Annotated in this window: 15 protein-coding genes; 8 read left to right on the forward strand and 7 right to left on the reverse strand. The window is 72.5% G+C overall.

What is annotated here, in order from left to right; genetic code table 11:
• Positions 1–62: 62 nt before the first annotated feature.
• Together ACZ3UD_RS20980 and ACZ3UD_RS20985 are read right to left on the reverse strand one after the other, a co-directional pair.
• Complete coding sequence (locus ACZ3UD_RS20980) at positions 63–473, reverse strand: PPOX class F420-dependent oxidoreductase (protein ID WP_465589557.1); 411 nt, start codon at positions 471–473, stop codon at positions 63–65.
• Between the two features lie 30 nt (positions 474–503).
• On the reverse strand, positions 504–1,901 hold the full coding sequence (locus ACZ3UD_RS20985; RefSeq protein WP_465589560.1) for a D-alanyl-D-alanine carboxypeptidase family protein: 1,398 nt from the start codon (positions 1,899–1,901) through the stop codon (positions 504–506).
• 159 nt (positions 1,902–2,060) lie between these two features.
• Here ACZ3UD_RS20985 and ACZ3UD_RS20990 point away from each other — a divergent pair, with 159 nt between their 5' ends.
• Entirely contained in the window at positions 2,061–2,258 is a 198-nt protein-coding gene (locus tag ACZ3UD_RS20990; RefSeq protein ID WP_465589563.1) for a hypothetical protein, read from the forward strand.
• Positions 2,259–2,284: 26 nt separating this feature from the next.
• Here the strand turns inward: ACZ3UD_RS20990 and ACZ3UD_RS20995 are convergent, their stop codons facing one another.
• Complete coding sequence (locus ACZ3UD_RS20995) at positions 2,285–3,046, reverse strand: TetR/AcrR family transcriptional regulator (protein ID WP_465589566.1); 762 nt, start codon at positions 3,044–3,046, stop codon at positions 2,285–2,287.
• 81 nt (positions 3,047–3,127) lie between these two features.
• Here ACZ3UD_RS20995 and ACZ3UD_RS21000 point away from each other — a divergent pair, with 81 nt between their 5' ends.
• From ACZ3UD_RS21000 to ACZ3UD_RS21010, 3 genes are all read left to right on the forward strand, one after another.
• Positions 3,128–3,982 carry a siderophore-interacting protein gene (locus ACZ3UD_RS21000; protein WP_465589569.1) on the forward strand — a complete coding sequence of 285 codons (855 nt, stop codon included), beginning with the start codon at positions 3,128–3,130 and terminating at the stop codon, positions 3,980–3,982.
• 557 nt (positions 3,983–4,539) lie between these two features.
• Complete coding sequence (locus tag ACZ3UD_RS21005; protein WP_465589572.1) at positions 4,540–7,968, forward strand: S8 family serine peptidase; 3,429 nt, start codon at positions 4,540–4,542, stop codon at positions 7,966–7,968.
• A 182-nt stretch (positions 7,969–8,150) separates the two neighbouring features.
• Entirely contained in the window at positions 8,151–9,116 is a 966-nt protein-coding gene (locus tag ACZ3UD_RS21010; protein ID WP_465589575.1) for an alpha/beta fold hydrolase, read from the forward strand.
• A 7-nt stretch (positions 9,117–9,123) separates the two neighbouring features.
• Here ACZ3UD_RS21010 and ACZ3UD_RS21015 read toward each other — a convergent pair whose 3' ends face one another.
• The 3 genes from ACZ3UD_RS21015 to ACZ3UD_RS21025 all read right to left on the reverse strand — a co-directional run bounded on the left by ACZ3UD_RS21015 (position 9,124) and on the right by ACZ3UD_RS21025 (position 12,256).
• The gene (locus ACZ3UD_RS21015; protein ID WP_465589578.1) at positions 9,124–10,551 is read right to left on the reverse strand and encodes a vWA domain-containing protein; all 1,428 of its coding nucleotides are present in this window, start codon (positions 10,549–10,551) and stop codon (positions 9,124–9,126) included.
• Complete coding sequence (locus tag ACZ3UD_RS21020) at positions 10,548–11,438, reverse strand: AAA family ATPase (protein WP_465589581.1); 891 nt, start codon at positions 11,436–11,438, stop codon at positions 10,548–10,550. The genes ACZ3UD_RS21015 and ACZ3UD_RS21020 overlap by 4 nt, the downstream gene beginning before the upstream one ends.
• A gap of 146 nt (positions 11,439–11,584) precedes the next feature.
• On the reverse strand, positions 11,585–12,256 hold the full coding sequence (locus tag ACZ3UD_RS21025; RefSeq protein ID WP_465589584.1) for a Tat pathway signal sequence domain protein: 672 nt from the start codon (positions 12,254–12,256) through the stop codon (positions 11,585–11,587).
• A gap of 434 nt (positions 12,257–12,690) precedes the next feature.
• On the opposite strand from ACZ3UD_RS21025, the gene ACZ3UD_RS21030 reads away from it, so the two are divergent.
• The 3 genes from ACZ3UD_RS21030 (at position 12,691) to ACZ3UD_RS21040 (ending at position 14,786) form a co-directional block, all read left to right on the forward strand.
• Positions 12,691–13,443 (forward strand): TetR/AcrR family transcriptional regulator, encoded by a 753-nt coding sequence (locus ACZ3UD_RS21030; protein WP_465589587.1) that lies wholly within the window; start codon positions 12,691–12,693, stop codon positions 13,441–13,443.
• Between the two features lie 138 nt (positions 13,444–13,581).
• The gene (locus ACZ3UD_RS21035; RefSeq protein ID WP_465589590.1) at positions 13,582–14,238 is read left to right on the forward strand and encodes a DUF6230 family protein; all 657 of its coding nucleotides are present in this window, start codon (positions 13,582–13,584) and stop codon (positions 14,236–14,238) included.
• Positions 14,239–14,240: 2 nt separating this feature from the next.
• The gene (locus ACZ3UD_RS21040; protein ID WP_465589592.1) at positions 14,241–14,786 is read left to right on the forward strand and encodes a DUF6114 domain-containing protein; all 546 of its coding nucleotides are present in this window, start codon (positions 14,241–14,243) and stop codon (positions 14,784–14,786) included.
• Positions 14,787–14,930: 144 nt separating this feature from the next.
• Here ACZ3UD_RS21040 and ACZ3UD_RS21045 read toward each other — a convergent pair whose 3' ends face one another.
• Positions 14,931–16,016, reverse strand: coding sequence for an NAD(P)-dependent alcohol dehydrogenase (locus ACZ3UD_RS21045; protein WP_465589595.1), 1,086 nt, complete (start codon positions 16,014–16,016; stop codon positions 14,931–14,933).
• A gap of 174 nt (positions 16,017–16,190) precedes the next feature.
• Here ACZ3UD_RS21045 and ACZ3UD_RS21050 point away from each other — a divergent pair, with 174 nt between their 5' ends.
• A complete protein-coding gene (locus tag ACZ3UD_RS21050; RefSeq protein WP_465589598.1) occupies positions 16,191–17,084 on the forward strand; it encodes a helix-turn-helix domain-containing protein in 894 nt (297 codons plus the stop codon).
• Positions 17,085–17,267: the final 183 nt, after the last annotated feature.

A 17,267-nucleotide genomic window follows, 5' to 3' on the forward strand; every position in this document is an offset into this window, starting at 1 on the left:
GCCTGCCACGGAGCTTGTCGGCCTGCCGGGCGTGCCGACGGACCCCCACCCCCCTGGAGCGATCAGGTCAGGGTGATCCGGATTCCGACGGTGCCGCGCTCGCCGCGGCGCAGCCGGCTGCCGAGCAGGGTGAGCACGCCGAGCAGGCCGTACTTCTGCCGCAGCAGGGTGCGGTAGGCGGCGGTGCGCTCGGGGCCGAGGACCTCGGCGGTGGCCGGGTACTGCTTGCCGGTCGGGCGGCCCTTGACGTCGCAGGGGCCGACCAGGACGTCCGGGCGGTTGCGGATCCGCTTGACCTTCCAGGAGTCCGCGACGGTCCAGACGCCGAGCGCCTCCCCGTCGCGCACCACCCACACCGGGGTCGGCACCGTGGTGCCGTCCTTCTTGAAGGTGGTGACGAGCAGGTAGCTCCCGGAGGAGAGGCTGACGATCCGGGCGAGCCGGTCCGGGGCGGCGGGGTCAGGCGTGGTCATGGCCCGAAGTGTAGAGGGAACGTCCGCGGCTCAGGAGGTCCGGCGGGCGCGGGCCTCGTGGAACAGGGCGCGGGCGCGGCGGGTCAGGCGACGGTGGCTGGGACCGCCGACGCCGGTCGAGCCGATCTCGGCGGTGCCGGTGGAGCCGATCTCGGCGGTGCCGGTGGAGCCGACAGCGGGCTCGCCGGGCGCACCGGGGGCGGGGGCGGACGCGGGGGCGGGGGCGGACGCGGGGGCCGTGCGGCTGCGGGTGGCGGCGCGGGCGGCGCCCCAGACGGCGAGGGCGGTGCCGAGGATGCCGGCCGACCAGAGCGCGGGGGTGAGGCCTGGTCCGCTGTTGTGCAGGACGGGCTGGCGGGACCAGGGCGGCAGCTGGTCGGCGGCCGCGGCCTCCGGGGCGGCGTCGGGGGCGGCGTCGGGGGAGGCGGCCGTCAGGACGCCGAGGTCCTCGACCAGCCGGCCGACCGGCTGGACCTTGCCGGCTGCCGCGAAGCCCCAGTCGAGCAGGCTGGCGGCCTCGTCGTAGACCTTGCTCTGCGCATCGGGGTGCATGACCGTCACCAGCAGGGTGCGGCCGTCCCGTTCGGCCGCGCCGGTGAAGGTGGCGCCCGCGTTGGTGGTGTAGCCGTTCTTGACGCCGATCAGGCCCGGGTACTTGCCGAGCAGCCGGTCGGTGTTGGCGATGTCGTAGGTGGTGCGCTGGCCGGTGGTCTTGTCCAGCCCGCCGGGGAAGCGCGCGGTGCGGGTGGAGCAGTAGGAGCGGAAGTCGGCGTTGCGCAGCCCGGCGCGGGCGAACAGGGTGAGGTCGTAGGCGGAGGAGACCTGGCCGTCCATGTCGTAGCCGTCGGGGGAGACCACCTTGGTGTCCAGGGCCTGCAGGGAGTGGGCGCGGGTCTGCATCTCGGCGACCGTCTGCGCGACGCCGCCGTTCATGTTCGCCAGGACGTGCACGGCGTCGTTGCCGGAGCTGAGGAAGACGCCCCGCCAGAGGTCCTCGACCCGGTACGGCATGTTCTCCTTGACGCCGACCAGGCTGCTGCCGACGCCGAGGTTGGCGAGTTCGGCGGGGGTGACCTGGTGTTCCAGCGAGCGGTCGAACTTGGGCAGCACGGTGTCCGCGAACAGCATCTTGAGGGTGCTGGCCGGGGGCAGCGGCCGGTGGGCGTCGCGGGCGGCGAGGACCTCGCCGGTGGCGGCGTCGGCGACCAGCCAGGAGCGGCCGCTCAGCCCGGAGGGCAGGGCGGGCGCCCCGGCCAGCGGGGCGACCTGGACGGACGGGCGGCCGAGCCGCTCGCCGCCGACGGTGGAGCCGGCGTCCTGCGCGGAGGCGGCGGTGGCGCCGATGCCGAGCACCAGGGCCGAGGCCGCGGAGGCGGCGGCGAGGCCGGTGACGGAAAGTGACTTCTGCTGTATCCGCTTTGGTTGCACACCGCGAACGTACCGGCGCCGCCGCCGGGCCGCCGGTGCTGCTGCTCCGTCCGGAGCCACCGGGACGCGGGCGCGGGGAGAGGGGCCGCGACTTTGGTGGCCCCGGTCCGCGCCGAAAGTCGGATGAACTGGCGGTCGCGTATTCCTAGGCTCACGGGTATGAAGAACCTGCTCGGTTACCTCGGTTTCGTGCTGATCCTCGGCGGGGGCTCCGGCCTGCTGGCCGACCGGCTCGGGGGGTTCCGGCTGTTCGGCTTCGTCCGCCTCCTGGTGCCGGACGGTCACGAGACCGTCGGGTACGCCGCCCTGCTGGTGCTCGGCGTGCTGCTGGCGATCCCCGCCGCCCGCCGGGGCTAGGCGGACACCCCCGCCGCCCGGCGCGGCTATGCGGGGACCCCGGCCGCGATGCCGTCGAGCAGCACCGCGAGTCCGGAGCGGAAGGCCTCCCGGCCGCTGTCCTCGGGCGCGCCGCCGGTGGCGCTCTGCAGTGCGGTCAGCAGCGGGAAGCGCGACGGGAAGTCCGGTGCCAACTGGGCGAGTTGGGCGGATCGAGCGGTCCACCAGTCCTCGTCCGTGATGCCGGTGGCGGCGGCCGCGCCGCGCGTGTCGGCGGTGGTGGCGGCCGTGCCGCGGACGAACTGCCAGAGTGCGGCGACGGCCCCGCGCAACCGCTCCGGTGTGAGCGCGGTGGGTTGCAGGGCGGCCAACAGGCCCTCCATCGCGGTCAGTTCGGCGGGTCCGAGTACCGGGCGGGCCTGCGAGACCTGGAGCACCCAGGGGTGGCGCAGGTAGCAGGCGTACAACTGCTCGGCCCAGGCTTCGACGGCGACTCGCCAGCCGTCCAACAGCGGTAGGTCGCCCGGTAGTTCGGCGAGCGCCCGGTCGTGCATCAGGTCGAGCAGTTCGGCCTTTCCGGGCACGTACGTGTAGAGCGCCATCGCGGTGCGGCCGAGCCGTTCGCCCACGGCGCGCATGGACAGTGCGGCCATGCCCTCGGCGTCGGCCACCGCGATTCCGGCGGACACGATCGCGTCCACACTCAGGCCCGGTTTGGGGCCGCTGCGTCCGGTGCGCGGTTCCTCAGGCGTGCCCCAGAGCAGGGCGAGCGAGCGGCGGGCGTCACCCTGCCCGGCGTAGACGGTCATCCGGTGTCTCCTTATGGCGTAAAGTGTCCTCGCGGCGGCAACTCTTTATGCCGTAAGGTTACCAATCGAAGGGGTTTCGCGATGACACTGCCCGTCACCTTCGTCGAGGTCGTGGCGGTTCGCCGGATCACGCCGCGCACCGCCCGGGTCACCTTCGAGGCCGAGGCCCTGGCCGACACCGTCGGCACCGCGCCCGACCAGCAGCTCAAGCTCTGCTTCCCGCGCCCCGGGCAGCGCGAGCCGGTCCTACCCGCGCCGCAGGACGACCCGATGGGCTGGTACCAGGCCTACCTGGCGATCCCCGAGGTCGAACGTCCGCTGCTGCGCAGCTTCACCCTGCGCCGCCGGGAGCCGGGAACCCGGCGGATCGAGATCGACTTCGTGCTGCACGGCGACACCGGGCCGGCCGCCGGCTGGGCGCTGCGGGCCGCGCCGGGGGACCGGCTCGGGATGGTCGGGCCGTCCGCGCTGTACGCCCCGTCGGTGCCGCTCGCCGAGGCCGCGGCGGACACCGACTGGGTGCTGCTGGCCGGGGACGAGACCGCGCTGCCGGCCATCGCGACGCTGCTGGAGGCGCTGCCCGAGGGAGAGCGGGCGTACGTGTGGATCGAGGTCGCCGACCGGGCGGAACGTCAGGAGCTGGAGAGCCGCGCCGACCTGGAGGTGGAGTGGCTGTACCGGGACGGCGCGGCCCCGGGCACCGTGCTGACCGAGGCGTTCCGGGGCGCCGTGCTGCCGGGGGGTGAGCCCTTCGTCTGGCTGGCCGGGGAGGCGGGGGCGGTCCGGGCGATCCGCCGGTGCCTGATCGAGGAGCAGGGGGTGCCGAAGTCGGACATCGACTTCACCGGGTACTGGCGCCACCGGCTGACCCAGGACGACGCGCCGACCGCCGAGGACCTGGCGGAGGCTCAGGAGCGGGCCGGCGGCTCGTCCTGAAAGCGCCTCGTGGAATGCCGCCCGGTGAAACTCCCTGCGGAAACGCCCGGATGCCCGGGGGTGTGGACGAATTCCCCGGCTGCCCGGACGGCCTCGCCGCTGTGCGTTGTTTCGATCGCGGTCGACGGGGAAGGAAGGGTCGAAGTGTCGACAAGTAGGTAGCGAGCAGGTGGCGAGCGGATGGACGGTGGCGATGTTCCGCCACTGTCGAGAGTCCGCCACCGGCACTTTTGCTGCCGCAGCGGGCAGTTTTGACCGTCCCTGACCGGCTCTGATCGGTGAAAAAGGGACGGACTCGGCGCGATTTATACTGTGAATTTTACTTTCCGATGGTCATTTTTACTTCCTGATGGGGATTTCCCCCCTTGTCGCGGTCGTGTCGGATGCGCTGGAATGCGACCGCTGTCGGGACGCGCGGTCCGGAGCAACCGTGCGTCCGACCAGGATCCGCGTACGCTGGGCCGTGCAACCTGACGTCTCATCAGACGAAAGGATGTCCATTGATCGGCTGGCGGAAGACCCAGCTTGCAGCCGCCGTCACGGTCACCACCGCGTCCATGGTCCTGACTCTCGGGACCATCGCCAACGCAGCCCCGCTCCAGGACCCGCAGAACGCCCAGGCGGCGTCCGCGGACGGGGCGCCGGCACCGGTGATCGTGATCCTGAAGGACCAGATAGCGGACGCCCCGGCCGACCACGGCCACCTGGGCGACCGCCAGCAGAAGACCGCCAACTCCCAGGCGCCGCTGCTGGACAAGGTCAAGGCCAACGGCGGCACCAACATCAAGAGCTTCGTGGTCGGCAACGCCTTCTCGGCCACGGTCAGCCCGGCGCTGCGTGCCAAGCTGCAGGCCGACCCGGCGGTCGCCACCGTGGTGGCGGACACGCAGGTCCAGGTGGCCCCGGTCGCCGCGACCAAGGCGAAGAACGCGGACGACGCCACGGCCGGTGCGGCCAAGAGCGGCGCCGCTCCGGAGGCCGTTTCGGGCAGCAACGGCCAGCCCGAGGAGAACGCGACCAACGCGGTCTGCCCCTCCGACCCCTCCAAGCCGCTGCTGGAGCCGGAGGGCCTGTACTCGGTGCGCGGCGTGACCGGCAACGGTCAGCCCGGCGCGGCCGACCTGGCCACCGGCAAGGGCGTCAAGGTCGCCTACATCGCCGACAGCCTCGACCCGAACAACCCGGACTTCATCCGGGCCGACGGTTCGCACGCCGTCGTCGACTACCAGGACTTCGCGGGTGACGGCTGGGGTGCGCCGTCCGGCGCCGCCGAGGCCTTCGGCGACGCCTCGGCGGTCATCGCCCAGGGGCGCCAGACCTACGACGTCTCCAAGTTCGTCAACTCCTCGCACCCGCTGCCGGCCGGCTGCAACATCCGCATCAAGGGCCTCGCCCCGGACGCGGACCTGGTCGCGCTGAAGGCCGGCGGCGAGATGATGTCGAACTCGTCGATCCTGCAGTCCATCGACTACGCGGTGCGGGTCGCCCACGTCGACGTGCTGAACGAGTCCTTCGGTGGCAACGTCACCCCGGACAGCGGCGCGCACGACACCATCTCGCTCTTCAACGACCAGGCCGTCAAGGCCGGTGTCACGGTCTCCGTCTCCTCCGGTGACGCGGGCCTGAGCGGGACGATCGGCACCCCGGCCACCGACCCGAACGTGATCGCGGTCGGTGCCTCGACGGACAACCAGAACTACCAGCAGACCGGTTACGCGGCCTCCAAGTTCTCCAACAAGACCTGGAGCAACAACCGGATCTCCGCGCTGTCCTCGGGTGGCTTCACCCAGGCCGGCCGGACCGTCGACCTGGTCGCCCCGGGTGAGTCGGACTGGGCGCTCTGCACCCCCGACACCACCAAGTACACCGAGTGCACCGACTTCAACGGCAAGCCCTCGGCGATCCAGCCCTTCGGTGGCACCAGCCAGGCCGCCCCGTTCGTCACCGGCGCCGCGGCCCTGGTCATCCAGGCCTACCGCGACACCCACGGCGGCGACTCGCCGTCCCCGGCGCTGGTGAAGAAGTTCATCACCGGTACCGCCACCGACCTCGGCGTTCCGGCCGAGGAGCAGGGCGCCGGTCTGCTGAACGTCCGGGCCGCCGTCGAGGCCGCCCGCGGCTACGACGACGGCGACGGCACCGACGGTGCCAGGACCGTCGTGGTCAACACCGGCCAGCTGAGCATCTCCGGCACCCCCGGCTCGACCCACACCGCCGACATCTCCGTCACCAACACCAGTGACGAGACCCAGACGGTGAGCGCCGCGACCCGCAGCTTCGCGCCGCTGGCGAACAACCAGCAGACCGTCAAGATGGACTCGGCCTCCACCGACACCTTCAAGTACGCCACCAACGGTGCCGACTGGGTGCAGAAGCAGGTCAAGTTCACGGTTCCGGCCGGTGCCGACCGCCTCGCGGCGTCGATCGCCTGGCACGGCGGCCCGAACCCGGTCACCAACGGTCCCGTGGTCCGCATGACGCTGCTCGACCCGTCGGGCCGCTTCGAGACCAACACCCGTCCGCAGGGCGGCGCGACCCCGGCCAACTTCGGCCTGGTGGACGTCCCGCACCCGGTCGCCGGTGAGTGGACCGCGATCATGTACACCCCGGCGGGCAAGGCCGGTTACACCGGCGACGTCCAGTTCGGCACCTCCACCCAGCGCGCGGTTCCGGCCGGCGCGGTGAGCCCGAACAGCACCGACGTGCGGCCCGGTGAGACCAAGACCCTCAAGGTCCAGCTCACCACCCCGGCGACCAGCGGCGACTCGAGCGAGGCGGTCACCGTCTCCAGCGCGAACGGCAACACCACCAGCGTTCCGGTGATCCTGCGCAGCCTCGTCCCGGTCACCAACGGCACCGGTACCTTCACCGGCACCATCACCGGCGGCAACGGCCGCGGCTCCTCGCCGACGCAGAGCTTCACCTACGGCTTCGACGTCCCGAAGGGCCAGAAGGACCTGCGGGTCGGCGTCACCGTCGCCAAGGACGCCAACCTGCTCATGCAGGGCGCGCTGATCAGCCCGAACGGCACCCCGATCGACATCGAGGGCAACGCGCTGTTCGACGCCCAGGGCAACCTGACCGGCAGCTCCAACGGTGTCTCGGCCACCACCGTCAACCCGGCCGAGGGCCACTGGCGGTTCGTCCTGAACGTGCTCGGCCCGGTCAGCGGCCAGGAGCTCTCCCAGGACTTCACCGGCACCATCGCGTTCAACCAGAACCAGGCCACCGCGGCCGGCCTGCCGAACGACGCGAAGACCAAGCTGCAGGCCGGCAAGCCGGTCACCGTCCAGGTGAACTACACCAACAACACCGCGGCCACCCAGCGCATCGCGGCCGACGGCCGGCTCGACAAGCGCGTCGACCTGCCGCTGGTGCCGCAGGGCGCCTCGGCCTCGGTCAACCTGCCGCTGAGCCTCACCTCCTCGGTCCCCGGCTTCCTGGTGCCCCCGGGCACCGACCAGCTCAAGGCCGTGGCGGCGTCCTCGACGCCGGCGCAGATCGAGCTGAGCGCCACCACCGGCTCGCCGGACCTGTTCGGTGACCTGAAGAAGGCCCAGGACGGCTCGACCATCTCGGTCGTCACCGACAAGGGCAGCGCCGAGCAGCCGGTCGTCCCCGGCTCCTGGGGCACCTTCGTCCAGCAGATCGGCCCGTTCGGCAACAACGCCGCGCCGGCCGGCACCTCCACCATCACCGCCAGCGCGCACACCCTGGCGTTCGACCCGGCGCTGGCCTCCAGCACCGGTGACCCGTACGCCTCCGGTGTCAACGCCTCCGCTCCGGCCGCCAACCCGGTGACCGTCGCCCCGGGCGCCACCGGCTCGCTGCAGGTGACCGTGACCCCGACCGGCCCGAAGGGCAGCACGGTCAAGGGTGTTCTCTACCTGGTGTCCGGCCCGACCTTCACGCCGACCGCCAACAACAGCCTGGGCACCACCGGTTCGGTGCTCGCGGCGATCCCGTACAGCTACACGGTGAACTGACGCTCAATCAGTTCAGCGCGCCGCTGAGGCCGAGGCCGTCCCGGAATTCCCGGGGCGGCCTCGGCTGCTTTCCGCGTGTCCGCGCCGGGACGGGAACGCGCGGGGACTGCCGGGGCGTTGGGCTGGGCAGGGGGTCGGACGGGCCCACCGAACGGATCCATCGGAGCGAATTGGGAGCGGAGTTGAACGACGCGATCAAGCACAGCCACGTCGAGGTGAACGGCGTCCGGCTGCACCTCGCGGAGCAGGGCGAGGGGCCGCTGGTCCTGCTGCTGCACGGCTTCCCGGAGAGCTGGTACTCCTGGCGGCACCAGTTCGCACCGCTCGCCGAGGCCGGGTACCGGGTGGTCGCCCCCGACCAGCGCGGGTACGCCCGCAGCTCGCAGCCCGAGGGCGTGGACGCGTACAGCCTGCTGCACCTGGTCGGGGACGTGACCGCGCTGATCGGCGCGCTGGGCGAGGAGCGGGCCGTGGTGGTCGGCCACGACTGGGGCGCGCCGGTCGCCTGGGCCACCGCCGCGCTGCGGCCGGACCTGGTGCGCGGGGTGGCCGGGCTGAGCGTGCCGCCGCTGCCGGTGGGCGGGCCGCCGCCGCTGCAGGGCTTCCGGGAGAACTTCGGCGAGGGCTTCTACGTTCTCTACTTCCAGGAGCCCGGCCGGGCCGACGCCGAACTGGCCGCTGACGTCAAGTCCAGCCTGCGCCGCATCCTGTGCGGCATCCAGCCGGACGGCGTGCCGCGGCCGTGGATCATCCCCGAGGGCAAGCGCCTGCTGGACACCGTCCCGGAGCCGGAGAAGCTGCCGGACTGGCTCACCGACGCGGACCTGGACGCCTTCACGGCCGACTACGCCACGCACGGCGAGCGGGCCTTCACCGGCGGGCTCAACTGGTACCGCAACATGGACCGCAACGCCGAACTGCTGGCCGCCTTCACCGGGGTGGGGGTCGAGGTGCCGGCGCTGTACATCGCGGGCGAGCAGGACCTGGTCAACGCGATGGTGCCGCCGGAGGCCCTGGCCTACCTGCTGGGCCGGCTGCCCAAGCTGCACCGGCACGTCCGGCTGCCGGAGACCGGGCACTGGACGCAGCAGGAGCGGCCGGCCGAGGTGACCGAGGCGCTGCTGGACTTCCTGAAGACGCTGGACTAGGCCATTCTCACACCGGCAGCAGGCGGGCGATCAGCTCGCCGAGGTGGCGGGCGTTGCGACAGGGGTGCATCTCCACGACGTCCGCGTACGCGAGGGCGGCGGAGTCGCCGGTCGGCCAGAGCGCGGGTTGTTCGGGGTTGAGCCAGAACACCCGCCGGGCCCGGCCGGCGATCCGGCGCAGCGCGTCCAGGTCGGGGTCGCGGTGGTTGTTGCGGGCGTCGCCGAGGATCAGCACGCAGGTGCGCGGGCCGACCGCGTCCAGGTGGCGGTCGGCGAACTCGCCGAGCGCGGAGCCGTAGTCGCTGTTGCCGTGGTAGCCCGTCACCTTGGCCTCGGCGAGGATCCGGGCGGCCAGCCGGGCCGGGTCGGCGCTGTCCTCCCGGAGCAGGCCGGTGATCTCGGCGGTGCGGTTGACGAAGGCGAACACCCGGACCTTGCTGAACTGTTCGCTCATCGCCCCGACCAGCAGCATGGTGAAGTCGGCGAAGCCCGACACCGAGCCGGACACGTCGCACAGCAGCACCAGCTCCGGCCGGGCCGGGCGGCGCAGCCGGTACGCCGGGCGCAGCGGCACCCCGCCGGTGCCGAGCGAGCGGCGCAGGGTGCGGCGCAGGTCGATCTGCCCTCGGGCGGCGCGGCGGCGTCGGGCGGCCAGTCGGGTGGCCAGCTTGCGGGCCAACGGGTGGACGGTGCGCCGTAGTTCGGCGAGCTGCTCGCGGCCGGCGTGGAGGAAGTCGATCCGGTCGGCGGTGGGGGCGACGGCGCGTTCGGCGATCCGCTCGGCGCCGCGCAGTTCGGCGACCCGGCGGCGGGCCTCGCCGGTGACCTGGGCGCGGAAGTCCCGGATGCGGCGGCGGATCTCATCGGCGAGGACGCGGTCGGAGAGGTCCTCCGGTCCGCGGTTCTCGCGCAGGGCGGCGAGGATGCGGGCAAGCAGGGTCTCGGGGGAGAGGCGGCCGAGCGCCTGGTGGGCGGACCAGCCGTCCGATCCCGGGGTGCTGCCGGTGCCGTACCGGCCGAAGGCCTCGACCACCTCGCCGGCCAGCCTGGCCTGGGCGGCCCGGTCGTCGGCGGCCAGGGCGGCGGCGAGGCGCTCGCGCAGCTGGTCGCGGAGCGGGTCGGGGCGGCCGAAGCGCGGTGGCTCGGGGTCGTCCGGCAGCGGCGGCGGGTCGGCGCGCAGGGCCTCGGGGGTGCCGACGCCGAGCGGGAAGAACAGGTCGAAAGAGGCGTCGAAGACGGCCCGTTGGCCGTCCGAGCGCAGCAGGGCGGCGGCCAGGCCGGCCCGCATCTGCTCGCGGTCGGCGAAGCCGAGCACGTCGAGCACGGCGGCGGCGTCCACCGTCTCGGCAGGGCCGATCCGCAGGCCGTGCCCGCGCAGGGCGCGGACCAGGCCGGTCAGTCGGGCCGCGGTGTCGGCCGGCTGCGGCGCCGTCATGCGGGGGTGAGCTTCTGGGCGGCCTTCCGGACGTCGTCCTGGTGCTTGAGGATCACCCCGAGGGTGTCCTGGACGACCGTCTCGTCCAGGGTGTCCGCGCCGAGGGCGAGCAGGGTGCGGGCCCAGTCGATGGTCTCGGCGACGGACGGCGCCTTGCGCAGCTCCATCGCGCGCAGCGCGCCGACCACCCGCACCAGGGAGGCGGCCAGTGTGTCGTCCAGGCCGGGAACCTTGAGCCGGACGATCCGGCACTCCAACTCGGCATCCGGGTAGTCGAGATGGAGGAAGAGGCAGCGGCGGCGCAGGGCCTCGGAGAGTTCGCGGGTGGCGTTGGAGGTGAGCAGTACGAAGGGGCGGCGGCTCGCGGTGATGGTGCCGAGCTCGGGGACGGTCACCTGGAAGTCGCTGAGCACCTCCAGCAGCAGCGCCTCGACCTCGACGTCGGCCTTGTCCATCTCGTCGATCAGCAGCACGGTGGGCTCCTCGCCGCGGATGGCGGTGAGCAGCGGGCGGGTGAGCAGGAACTCCTCGCCGAAGATGTCGGTGCGGGCCTGGTCCCAGCCCTCGTCGCGGCCGGCGGTGATCCGCAGCAGCTGCTTGGCGTGGTTCCACTCGTAGAGCGCGCGAGCCTCGTCGATGCCCTCGTAGCACTGCAGCCGGACCAGCCGCGCCTGCCCGAGTTCGGCCACGGCCTTGGCGAGTTCGGTCTTGCCGACCCCGGCCGGGCCCTCGACCAGCAGCGGCTTGCCGAGCCGGTCGGCGAGGAAGACGGTGGTGGCCACGGCGGTGGAGGCCAGGTACCCGGTCGCGGCGAGTCGGTCGGCGGTGTCCGCCACCGACGCGAAGAACCCCGTGCCGTCACCGTTCGCGCTGCTGCCGCTGGCCATCTGCCCGCCCCGTTCCGGTTCGCCGTGTCCGTGCGGCGCCACCCTACCGGCCGCGCTTGAGGTGTAGGCCCCCGGGCGCGGTGGAGCGGCGTAGGGCGGGCAGCTACCCGCCGTACGCCGCTCCCGTCTGTCCGGGCCCCGGAGCGTCAGTTGACGTACAGGACCGGGCTGCCGGCGACCGAGGTGTCGGTGACCGGGCCGTAGGTGGCGCTGAAGTAGCCGGTGGAGAAGCACAGGCCCGGGCCGGAGACCAGGGCGAACGGCTGGCCGGAGAAACCGATGGTGTTGCCGGTGTTCGAGGCGCTGCCGGAGATCCCGGTGCTGTTGGAGTAGACGCAGGTGACGCTGCCCAGGATGGTGCTGAGCACCACCGTGGTCCCCATCGTGCCGGCTGCTCCGGGGGTGAGCGAGACCGGGTTGCCCGGGGCGTCGCTGACCGTGTTGGTGAACGGCAGGTGGGTGACGGTGATGCTGCGCACGCCCGTGACGCCGAAGACGTTGGAGGTGCAGGAGCCGAAGGTCTGGGTGTTGAGCTGCTCGACCGCGCTGCCGGGGGCGGCCGGGTTGGACGTCACGGTCGCGGAGAAGGAGGAGCTGGCGCACTTGATGCCGCTCGTCCCGGAGGCGCTGTTGTAGAAGGTGGCGTAGCTGCCGGAGGCCAGGTTCGCGGTCAGGGTGTCGCCGACGGAGACCGCCGGCCCGGACGCGTCGCCGGTGGTCAGGACGGCGGTGCCGTCGGCCTGGGCCGGCGCGACGGCGGCGCCGGTGAGGGCGAGGGCGGTGAGGGATGCGGCTGCGAGAGTGCGACGGATGTGCATGAGGGTGCCTCTCTCCGTCCGGGGACGGGTGGGGGAATCCCGGCGTGCGGGTGTGGTGGTGTGCACGACGGGGGAGGTGTACGGCGTGCCGAGGGCTCCGGCGGACCGCGATACGGGCGGGCCCGGCGCCACGGGCCCGCTCGTGCGGTACGGCGGGTGTGCAGAGGTGCGGCTTTGCGGCGTACGGCGGTTCGGAGCACAGCGGCACGGAGCCGGATGGGTGCGGGCGTGCTGTGCTGTGGAGGTGCACGTCGGCGGCTGCCACCGCCGCGGGCCCGGGTGCGCCGTGGTCGCGTGGCCCGGGCGGCTGGCCCGGGGCAGTCGGAGCCCCTGGAGGTCGGCCGGTGGCGGCCTGCTCACCCACCGGTTGGAAACCTGGCAGTGTTGTAAACCCGGTGTTCCGTCAATGTCAATACAGGACACAGGAGTTGGTGATGGAGCCCAAGTACCGTCGGAGTGCCGACGTGGTCCTGCTGCCGGGTGCCCGTACCGGCCGGGACCCGGCCAGGTCGATCAAGCCGGGCCCGCGCCGGCTGCCCGCAGGTGTGGTCGCCGCCACCCAGCGCGAGCGGCTGCTGGACGGGCTGGTCCGGACGGTCGCCGAGCGCGGCTACCAGCACGCGACGGTGAGCGACATCTGTCGCGCGGCCGGGGTGACCAGGCCGGTCTTCTACGAGCTGTTCAGCGGCAAGGAGGACGCCTTCCTGGCCGCGCACCGGTACGGGACCGGGGTGGTGATCCGGCGGATGGCAGCGGCCTTCGCGGCCGAATCCGACTGGTGCACCGGGATTCGGCAGGCGCTCGGGGCGATGCTCCAACTCCTGGCCGGGACACCGTCGTTCGCCACCATGGCGGTGATCGAGATCGAGGCGGTCGGGCCGGCCGGGCGTTGTGAGCGCGACCAACTCCTCAGCCGGTTCCGGGCGTTCTTCGCCGATGTTCCCCGACTGCCGTACGGAGTCGGGGTGGAGGAGATGGTGGACGCCGTGGTGGGTGGCGTCTACAGCGCGGTCTACCGCCGGATCGCCTCCGGCCGTACCGATCAACTTACGGAACTCCTACCGGTGTTGAGTATGTTCTGCCTCGCTCCGTTCCTCGGCCCGGCGGAGGCAGCCCGGCGGCTCGGGGCGGATGCTGGTGAAGATCCTTCGTGCACTTCTATTGACCCGGCCAATACCCGGCAGTAGCTTCCCAGTTACTCATCGCGCTCCGACCGGACCCGCCCCGCTGCCGAGGGGTGGATGTCCCGGTCGGGACGCGCGACGCTGTCCGCGCCAGGACGACGTGCCGGTGCCTGCACACCCAACCACCCACAGGGAGCACACATGGCCATGTCCGAGGACGCCGCCGCCGCGGCGGAAACCCCGCAGACGCCGACCGGGACCAGAAGAGGCCGGGTACGGCTGAAGCGCTCCGCCCTGATGGCCGTACCGGCCGTCGCGGTCGGGGGCATCCTGATGACCCTCACCGCCCAGGGCGTGCTCGCCGCGCAGTTCTCCATCTCCGGCATGCCGTTCACGATCACCGCCGACAAGCTCGACGGAAAGGGCTTCGCGCAGTTCGGCGCCCTGGACTCGATGATCCCCGACAGCCCCAACGCCGGCTCCACCGGCGGTCAGGTACTGGTCGCGGTGTCGGCGATCAAGACCGCCGAGATCACCAACCTGTGCCAGAGCGTCGACCTCGGCGGCATCAACCTGGTGATCCACGCCGGCGACGGCGGCACCCCCGTCTCCGCCACCAACCTCACCACCGACTCCGATCTGCTCTCCGGCGACGCGGAGTTCACCAACATCGAGATCGGCGGCGACGCCAGCACCTTCACCAAGGCCGGCCCGGTCGGCAAGGGCAACCCGGGCGTCTTCGGCCAGCAGGCCGACACCGTCCAGCTGACCCACCTCAAGCAGCACAACTACGCGAGCACCGCCGTCGGGTTCAAGCTGCCCAACCTGCGGCTGAGCTTCAGCTCCCAGGGCTGCTGAGCATGACGGAGTCCGTACCGGAGCCGGCCGGAACCGGCGAGGGCGCCGCGCCGCGGACCGAGGGGGTGGCGGCCGAGGGGACGGCCGCCGCGCCCGCCGCGGCCACATCCCCCGTCGCCGTTCCACCGGGCCCGGTCAAGCGTGACTGGCGGGGCAGGCGACCGTTCTGGGGCGGGCTGCTGGTCACGCTCGGCGGCGCCGAGATCCTGTTCACGCTGTGGGCCCCGCTGCCCGTCCTCCTGCACATCGGGATGGCCGGACTGGCGGGGTACCTGGTGCCGGTGGTGATGGTGCTGTGCGGCCTGCTGATCCTGTTCAACCCGGCGCAGCGGCTGTTCTACTCCGTCCTCGCCGTGCTCGCCTCGCTGGCCAGCTGGGTGACCTCCAACCTGGGCGGCTTCCTGATGGGGATGCTGCTCGGGGTGGTGGGCGCCTGTCTGACCTTCGGCTGGCTGCCCGACCAGCCGCTGCGCCGTGGGCGACAGCGACGGGAGGACCGGCGCGCGGAGCGCCGGGCGGCGGCCGGGGCCAGGGCGGCGGGGGCCTGACCCGCGGCAGGGAATCAACGGCGGCGCCCCGCGCCCTGGTGATGGGAGAGCACCGGGGCGCGGGGCGTAGCGTCAGTCGGTCGATTGATCAACTGATCAACTGGTCGGCTGATCAGAAGGTCGAGGCTCGGACGGTCGAGCCGCTCAGATGGTCGAGGCGTCGATCACGAAGCGGAACCGGACGTCGCCGGCCAGCACCCGCTGGTACGCCTCGTTGATCTGCTCGGCCCGGATCACCTCGATCTCCGCGCCGATGCCGTGCTCACCGCAGAAGTCCAGCATCTCCTGGGTCTCCGGCAGCCCGCCGATCATCGAACCGGCCAGCGAGCGGCGCCCGGTGGCCAGCGGGTACGGGTGCATCGTGAGCGGCTTCTCCGGCATGCCGACCTGCACCAGGGTGCCGTCGGTGCGCAGCAGGCCCACGTAGGCGCTCAGGTCGAGGTCGGCGGAGACCGTGTTGACGATCAGGTCGAAGCTGCCCGCGAGCTCGCTGAAGGTCGCCGGGTCGGAGGTGGCCCGGTAGTGGTCGGCGCCGAGCTTCAGACCGTCCTCGCGCTTGCGCAGCGACTGGCTGAGCACGGTGACCTCCGCGCCCATCGCGTGGGCGATCTTCACGCCCATGTGGCCGAGGCCGCCGAGGCCCACGATCGCGACCTTCTTGCCGGGGCCGGCGCCCCAGTGCGCCAGCGGCGAGTACAGCGTGATGCCCGCGCACAGCAGCGGCGCGGCGGCGTCCAGCGGCAGGCTGTCGGGGATGCTGAGCGCGTACGCCTCGTCCACCACCAGCTCCGCGGCGTAGCCGCCGTAGGTCGGCAGGCCGTCCTTGCCCATGGCGTTGTAGGTGAAGACGGCGCCGCCCTCACCGGTGCAGTACTGCTGCAGGCCGGCCTCGCAGTTGTCGCACTCCCGGCAGGAGTCGACGAAGCAGCCGACCCCGACCCGGTCGCCGGCCTTCCAGCGGGTGACGCCCGGGCCGACCTCGCTGACCACGCCGGCGATCTCGTGGCCCGGGACCATCGGGAAGATCCCGGTGCCCCAGTCCTCGCCGACCTGGTGGATGTCCGAGTGGCAGATGCCGGAGTACTTGATGTCGATCACGATGTCGTGCTCGCCGACGGCCCGGCGGGTGACGGTGGTCCTCGCCAGCGGGGCGTGGGGCTGCTGAGCCGCGTAGGCGGCGACGGTGCGGGTGGCGGCGTTCTGCGTGGTCTCGTTCGTCTCGTTCGTCATGACCACAAGACTGCGGCGGCGCCGGAAGACCAACCAGACCAGAGATCGTCGTACGAAGGCGGGGCGTACGACAGCAGGGCGTAGGGAAGCGGAACGTAGGACCGGGGAACCTACGCACCGCAGTATCACCCTCACCCGCACCCGGGCGCGCCGGATCGCCCGCATACTGCAGTCATGGACCAGCGCACCGAACTCAGCGAGTTCCTCCGATCCCGCCGCGCCCGGCTGCGGCCCGAGGACGTCGGCCTGCCGGACACCACCACCCGCCGGCGGGTGCCCGGACTGCGCCGCGAGGAGCTGGCCCAGCTGGCCGGAGTCAGCACCGCCTACTACACCAGGCTCGAACAGGGCCACGGCGAGAACGTCTCCGCCGCCGTCCTCGACGCCATCGCCCGGGTGCTGCGGCTCAGCCCCGCCGAGCGCGACCACCTCGGCCGGCTCACCAAGCCCGCCCGCCGCCGCGCCGGCCGCGCCGCCGCCCGCCCGCAGCGGGTCCGGCCCGCGCTGCAGCAGCTGCTGGACGCGATGGAGGGCGTGCCCGCGTACGTGCTCGGGCGGCGGCTGGACATCATCGCCTGGAACCGGCTCGGCACCGCCCTGCTCGGCGACTTCGCCACCATGCCGCCCGAGCAGCGCAACATGGCCTGGCACGTCTTCCTCGACCCGGCCGCGCGCGAGCTCTACCAGGACTGGGAGACCAAGGCCACCGACGTGGTCGGCATCCTGCGGCTGGACGCCGGACGCGACCCGGACGACCCCCGGCTCGCCTCGCTGATCGGCGAACTCTCCGTGAAGAGCGATGACTTCCGCCGCCTGTGGGCCACCCACCAGATCCAGGACAAGGGCCACGGCACCAAGCACCTGCACCACCCGGTGGTCGGCCGGCTCACCCTGCAGTACGAGACGCTGCGCCCGGCCGGGGACGGCGACCAGGTGCTCGTCACCTACCACGCCGAACCGGGCTCCGCCTCCGCCGAGTCCCTTCGGCTGCTGGCCAGTTGGGCGGCCACCGAGCTGCGCGCGGAGTCCGCGGACGCGGCTGAGCGGACCGCCGAGCAGAGCCGGTAGGCGTTCGACCGGTTGATCGACGTGGTTCGTCGACCGGTTCGTCGAGCACCCCACGCTGCCGCACACCTGGCGGCAGTACTCGATGGGCTGCGCCCCGCGCGCCGGCAACGAGTTGGAGTTCCACGTCCGCCGCACCGGTCCCGGCGGCAGCGGGCTCGCCCCGATGAAGGCGATCACCGAGCA

The sequence above is a fragment of the Kitasatospora sp. NPDC023118 genome (assembly GCF_055560875.1).

Bases quoted from the DNA above. Each gene is read 5' to 3' on its own strand.
- ACZ3UD_RS21005 (WP_465589572.1), top strand. From the start codon at position 4,540: ATGGTCCTGACTCTCGGGACCATCGCCAACGCAGCCCCGCTCCAGGAC.
- ACZ3UD_RS21025 (WP_465589584.1), bottom strand. From the start codon at position 12,256: ATGCACATCCGTCGCACTCTCGCAGCCGCATCCCTCACCGCCCTCGCC.
- ACZ3UD_RS21030 (WP_465589587.1), top strand. From the start codon at position 12,691: ATGGAGCCCAAGTACCGTCGGAGTGCCGACGTGGTCCTGCTGCCGGGT.
- ACZ3UD_RS20995 (WP_465589566.1), bottom strand. From the start codon at position 3,046: ATGACCGTCTACGCCGGGCAGGGTGACGCCCGCCGCTCGCTCGCCCTG.
- ACZ3UD_RS21035 (WP_465589590.1), top strand. From the start codon at position 13,582: ATGGCCATGTCCGAGGACGCCGCCGCCGCGGCGGAAACCCCGCAGACG.
- ACZ3UD_RS21000 (WP_465589569.1), top strand. From the start codon at position 3,128: ATGACACTGCCCGTCACCTTCGTCGAGGTCGTGGCGGTTCGCCGGATC.
- ACZ3UD_RS20990 (WP_465589563.1), top strand. From the start codon at position 2,061: ATGAAGAACCTGCTCGGTTACCTCGGTTTCGTGCTGATCCTCGGCGGG.
- ACZ3UD_RS21050 (WP_465589598.1), top strand. From the start codon at position 16,191: ATGGACCAGCGCACCGAACTCAGCGAGTTCCTCCGATCCCGCCGCGCC.
- ACZ3UD_RS21015 (WP_465589578.1), bottom strand. From the start codon at position 10,551: ATGACGGCGCCGCAGCCGGCCGACACCGCGGCCCGACTGACCGGCCTG.
- ACZ3UD_RS20980 (WP_465589557.1), bottom strand. From the start codon at position 473: ATGACCACGCCTGACCCCGCCGCCCCGGACCGGCTCGCCCGGATCGTC.
- ACZ3UD_RS21020 (WP_465589581.1), bottom strand. From the start codon at position 11,438: ATGGCCAGCGGCAGCAGCGCGAACGGTGACGGCACGGGGTTCTTCGCG.
- ACZ3UD_RS21045 (WP_465589595.1), bottom strand. From the start codon at position 16,016: ATGACGAACGAGACGAACGAGACCACGCAGAACGCCGCCACCCGCACC.
- ACZ3UD_RS21040 (WP_465589592.1), top strand. From the start codon at position 14,241: ATGACGGAGTCCGTACCGGAGCCGGCCGGAACCGGCGAGGGCGCCGCG.